Raw genomic sequence first — 689 nt, 5'->3', positions numbered from 1 at the left:
GTTTATTGATAAATACCCAATTTTCCAAAGATTCACAGATGAGAGCAATGTCCTTATATTCGGATTTATGAAACTGACTCATTTTCCTATTTGGGTTATTGATATTCATCCATATTCTCAGCGGAAAAAATATATTCTTGAGCATGATAAGGAATTTCAGAAATATTTCAAAGAGATTCCAGAAAAGCCAAAGAAAGTCAAAAGGAGAAAAAATGAAAATCGAAGTAACTGAGCAAGAATTCGACCGGATTGAAAAAGGGGAGCAGATTTATGCTTGCGTTAATCGCTTATCCTCAATGAATGCACTTCTTATTGGATTCAATAAGGGAATAGATGTTGTATGTCGTAGAAAAGCTGATAATGTTCTCGTTGTTAAGACAATTATTAGAATGAAGGCAAGTGGTTATCTTAGATACACAGATGGATATTGCCAGACAAATATTCCAACAGAAGTCGAACAAAAAATAATCGATAATATCCACAAAACAGGAGTCGATAGAAAATTCTTTGAATCTGAGACCTATGATATTTTAGGAATCGAATTAAAATAGTACTGCAAACGCAGTATTATTTTTTTAGGAAATGCCTTTACAGATGTATTCTTTTATATTATAATTGTATTATAACTTAAAATATGAAAGGGGAAGTAATGGCAGACAATGAATTGTGGAAACCCGTAAAGGGACAAA

Annotated in this window: 2 protein-coding genes; both read left to right on the top strand. The window is 32.1% G+C overall.

Going from position 1 to position 689, the window contains the following annotated elements:
• Positions 1-232, top strand: a 232-nt coding sequence (locus N1032_RS25590; protein ID WP_259543416.1) for a hypothetical protein, incomplete at its 5' end; no start/stop codon positions are given.
• Positions 213-551: a hypothetical protein gene (locus tag N1032_RS25585; protein ID WP_259543415.1), complete on the top strand. Its 339-nt coding sequence runs from the start codon at positions 213-215 to the stop codon at positions 549-551. The genes N1032_RS25590 and N1032_RS25585, both read left to right, overlap by 20 nt.
• Positions 552-689: the final 138 nt, after the last annotated feature.

This window comes from Herbiconiux daphne (assembly GCF_024979295.1).
In the GTDB taxonomy this organism is placed as follows: domain Bacteria; phylum Actinomycetota; class Actinomycetes; order Actinomycetales; family Microbacteriaceae; genus Herbiconiux; species Herbiconiux daphnes.
This window is presented reverse-complemented; position numbering and strand designations above follow the sequence as displayed.